This is a genomic window from Rhodococcus sp. BS-15 (assembly GCF_000813105.1).
Taxonomy (GTDB): Bacteria; Actinomycetota; Actinomycetes; order Mycobacteriales; family Mycobacteriaceae; genus Rhodococcoides.
The window spans coordinates 1-3,661 of sequence record NZ_BAOX01000391.1 but is presented as its reverse complement, the minus strand read 5'-3'; the positions used below and the strand labels follow the sequence as shown (position 1 = coordinate 3,661).

Annotated in this window: 2 protein-coding genes and 2 pseudogenes; 2 read left to right on the top strand and 2 right to left on the bottom strand. The window is 66.7% G+C overall.

Annotated elements, in window-relative coordinates; translation table 11 throughout:
• Both RHBS_RS25585 and RHBS_RS25580 read left to right on the top strand, forming a co-directional pair.
• Window positions 1-481, top strand: a pseudogene (locus RHBS_RS25585) (PspC family transcriptional regulator); the annotation flags it as partial.
• Window positions 478-732, top strand: coding sequence for a hypothetical protein (locus RHBS_RS25580; protein ID WP_121870404.1), 255 nt, complete (start codon window positions 478-480; stop codon window positions 730-732). The pseudogene RHBS_RS25585 and the gene RHBS_RS25580, both read left to right, overlap by 4 nt.
• A gap of 5 nt (window positions 733-737) precedes the next feature.
• Here the strand turns inward: RHBS_RS25580 and guaA are convergent.
• A pseudogene (gene guaA, locus RHBS_RS25575) lies at window positions 738-2,326 on the bottom strand (glutamine-hydrolyzing GMP synthase).
• Window positions 2,327-2,356: 30 nt separating this feature from the next.
• Window positions 2,357-3,661 (bottom strand): GMC family oxidoreductase (locus RHBS_RS25570; protein WP_145977608.1); only part of this gene is annotated, 1,305 nt, incomplete at its 5' end.

Sequence of the window (3,661 nt, the reverse complement as noted above, 5' to 3'; positions counted from 1 at the left end):
TCCTCGGGCGGGCCGCGTCGGAGCCGTCGCGCTCGCGGTCATCTCGGTGGGACTCCTGCTCGGCGCATTCCTGCGCAAGGGCTACGGATTGCTGGTGGTCGCGGCACCCCTGGCCGGCTTCGTCGTCCTGGCGTCAGCGGTCGGTCCGATGGACGTGGGCAACAGTGCGTCGGGAACGCAGCGCATCGCACCGATCACCGTTGCCGATCTCGACGCCACCTACGACGTCGGTATGGGTGAGCTGGACCTCGACCTCACGGGCCTCGACCTCACCGAGGACCGGACCGTAGAGATCGATGTGGCGCTGGGCAGTGCATCGGTGACCGTGCCCGATTCGATGAACGTGATCGTGCAGTGCGAGGCGGCGTTGGGTTCGTGCCCTACCGACTCGAGGTTCGGTCCGGGAACGAGCAGCGACGATCCGGTACTGACGATCGTGGGGGATCTGGCACTCGGCGAACTGAAAGTGGGGAACCAGTGAAGAAGAACAAGACCGACCGTGTCGGCCGCGACTACGACGACTCCGCCACCGAGGATCGCACGTCGAGCCGACGCGGCCCCTCGGCGCTGCTGCTCCTCGCCGGGCTGGCCGCCATGGTCGTCTCGGTCGCAGCCCTCATCGGCCAGGGAGCAATCGCGGCACTCGGCGACGTTCAGTTCCGCTGGGTGTTCGTCGTCGCCGCGGTGGTAGTCGGCTTCGCGCTACTACTGGGCCCCAGCAGAAAGAGCTGAGTCCGCTACTCCCACTCGATGGTGCCCGGCGGCTTGCTCGTGACGTCGAGAACGACTCGGTTGACCTCCGGAACCTCGTTGGTCACCCGAGTCGAAATCGTTTCCAGCACGTCGTACGGCAAACGAGTCCAGTCCGCAGTCATCGCGTCCTCGCTCGAGACCGGACGCAGCACGATCGGATGGCCGTAGGTACGGCCGTCGCCCTGCACTCCGACACTGCGCACGTCGGCCAAGAGCACCACCGGGCACTGCCAGATCTGCTGATCCAAGCCCGCTACCGTAAGTTCTTCGCGGACAATCGAATCGGCATGACGGAGCGTGTTCAGACGGTCGCGGGTGATCTCACCGACGATGCGAATCGCCAGACCGGGTCCGGGGAACGGCTGCCTGCCGACGATGTCCTCGGGCAATCCCAATTCTCGCCCGACCGCACGCACCTCGTCCTTGAACAGTGCACGAAGCGGCTCGACCAGGGCGAACTGCAAATCGTCCGGCAGCCCGCCGACGTTGTGGTGACTCTTGATGTTCGCGGTACCGGACCCGCCACCGGACTCGACGACGTCCGGGTACAACGTGCCCTGCACCAGGAACTCGACCGCATCGCCGTGCTCGGCGTTCTCGCCCAGCACCTCGGCCACAGCGCCTTCGAAGCTCCGGATGAACTCGCGGCCGATGATCTTGCGCTTCTCCTCCGGGTCGGAGACGCCCTCGAGCGCGCCGAGGAAGGTATCGACCGCATCGACGGTGACCAACTTTGCACCCGTCGCGGCGACGAAATCCTGCTGCACCTGCTCACGCTCGCCGGCGCGCAGCAGTCCGTGGTCGACGAAGACACAGGTCAGCCGGTCACCGATCGCCCGCTGCACCAGTGCCGCCGCAACCGCGGAGTCGACGCCGCCCGAGAGGCCACAGATGGCCTTGCCCGTTGGGCCCACCTGCTCCTGCACTGCGTCGACCAGTGCGTCGGCGATGTTGGCTGCAGTCCAGTCCGGGGCGATACCCGCCGTCTCGTGCAGGAACCGGCTGAGCACCTGCTGCCCGTGCGGGGAGTGCAGAACCTCAGGGTGATACTGCACGCCCGCCATGCGCTTGCCCTCGTTCTCGAAGGCAGCGACCGGCGCGCCCGCGCTGGTTGCGGTGACGGTGAAGCCTCCGGGGCCGCGGTGACGGCGTCACCGTGACTCATCCAGACCGGCTGCGTGGCGGGCAGACCGTCGTGCAGACGACCGCCGTCCACGCTGAGTTGGGTGCGCCCGTACTCCCGCGTTCCGGTGTGTTCGACGGTTCCGCCGAGGGCCTGGGCCATGGCCTGGAATCCGTAGCAGATGCCGAACACGGGGATGCCGAGGTCGAGGAGCGCGGAATCGAGCTCGGGCGCACCCTCGGCGTAGACGCTGGAGGGTCCGCCGGAAAGCACAAGCGCGACAGGGTCCTTCGCCGCGATCTCCTCGGCGGTCGCGGTATGCGAGATCACCTCGGAGTACACATTGGCCTCGCGCACACGGCGGGCGATCAACTGCGCGTACTGGGCGCCGAAATCGACGACGAGAACCGGGCGTGCGTGTGCGGGATCGTGTGCAGAGGAGTCGGTCACCGGGTCAGTCTAGTGGGCCAGGTGTAGCGCTCACGCAACACCCGAACGCTCGACGGGCATCGCCGAGGAGCCGGACCGGATCTCGACGATCGGCAGTCGCAGACCACCCGGAGCATCCACCGGGACGACCGGAGAGTTCGGGGCGATCGGGTCGAGACGCTGGTACGGCAGCCCCTGTGCCGGACGGAGATCCAGCTCGCCCTTGTTCGGCCACAGCGCGGCGGAACGCTCGGCCTGCGCGCTGATCGTCAGCGACGGGTTCACTCCGAGGTTGGCCGACACGGCAGCCCCGTCGACCACGCTGAGCGTCGGGTAGCCGTGGACGCGGTGGTACGGATCGATGACGCCGTGCTCGGAATCCGAGGCGATCGCACATCCACCGAGGAAGTGGGCCGTGAGCGGAATGTTGAACAACTCTCCCCACGTACCGCCTGCAACACCACCGATCTTCTTCGCGATGCGTCGGGTGGCGTCGTTGCCCTCGGGGATCCACGTCGGGTTGGGCTCACCGTGCCCCTGCTTGCTCGAGATCTTGCGGCCGAAGGGACCACGCTTGGTGAACGTGGTGATCGAGTTGTCGAGGTTCTGCATCACCAGCGCGATGATGGTGCGCTCGCTCCAGTGCCGAACGTTGACCACGCGCAGGAACTGAATCGGGTGCGCGATCAGCGCGAACACGAACTTGAGCCACCGGGGAATCTTTCCGCCGCCGTCGGTCATCAGTGTCTGCAGCATGCCCATCGCGTTCGAGCCCTTGCCGTATCGGCACGGTTCGATGTGGGTGTTGGGGCTGGGGTGGAACGAGGACGTGATCGCGACTCCGCGAGTGAGGTCCATGTTCGGATCGACCGCCAACTTCGCGGCCCCGACGATCGACTCGGAGTTGGTGCGCGTCAGTTCCCCGAGTGTGTCGGACAGACGGGGCAGCGCGCCCGTGTCCTTCATCTTGTGCAGCAGGTTCTGCGTACCCCAGGTGCCTGCGGCGAGAACCACGTTGGCCGCACTGTAGGTCTTGCGCCCCTTGCGCAGCCGAGCGCCGGTTCGTTCGGTGTCGACGTCCCAGGTGCCGTCGGATCGGGGAACGAGACCGGTGACGGTCGTCATCGGCACGATCTCGGCTCCTGCGCGCTCGGCCAGGCCGAGGTAGTTCTTCAGCAGGGTGTTCTTGGCTCCGTGGCGGCAACCGGTCATGCACTCGCCGCATTCGATACATCCGGTGCGCTCGGGGCCTGCACCGCCGAAGTACGGATCCGGGACGGTCTTGCCGGGTTCTTCCCCGAAGAACACTCCCACCGGCGTCTGGATGAAGGTATCGGCGACGCCCATGTCCTCGGC